The sequence below is a fragment of the Bartonella sp. AP58NXGY genome (genome assembly GCF_042195785.1).
Lineage (GTDB): Bacteria > Pseudomonadota > Alphaproteobacteria > Rhizobiales > Rhizobiaceae > Bartonella.
On record NZ_JBHIOY010000212.1, the window covers coordinates 1 to 376 of the forward strand.

1 pseudogene is annotated in these 376 nt (G+C 41.8%); it reads left to right on the forward strand.

The window, feature by feature from the left end:
• Nucleotides 1–376: pseudogene (locus ACFINC_RS10510) on the forward strand (hypothetical protein); the annotation flags it as partial.

Sequence of the window (376 nt, forward strand, 5' to 3'; positions counted from 1 at the left end):
TCGCGAATTGCAATTTCTCTATAACGAGAAACACGTAGAAGATTTTTCACCCTTTGATCGCGGACTTCTCGTGATGAGCGGTATTTTTGCGGCGGCTTGTCAGACCATTAATCCTCATAATTCTGGGATTTTGCCAACGGTATTTATAAATTTTGTTCCCAATGGATTGGAAATTCATGAAGAGAAAGTGAGTGCTCAGCGTTTAAAGAAAGAACTCGACAGAACTTTAGAATGGGCAAAGGAAGATGATTCTTTGCATGAAATGCTTCGCACTCAATATTGTATTCCACCTTGGGAAAGAGACTCTTTAGTATGGTCAACCGTTGAAGCAGAGCTAGCTCCTTATGCGCTGTTGCATCTTGGTGCTCTTGCCTTG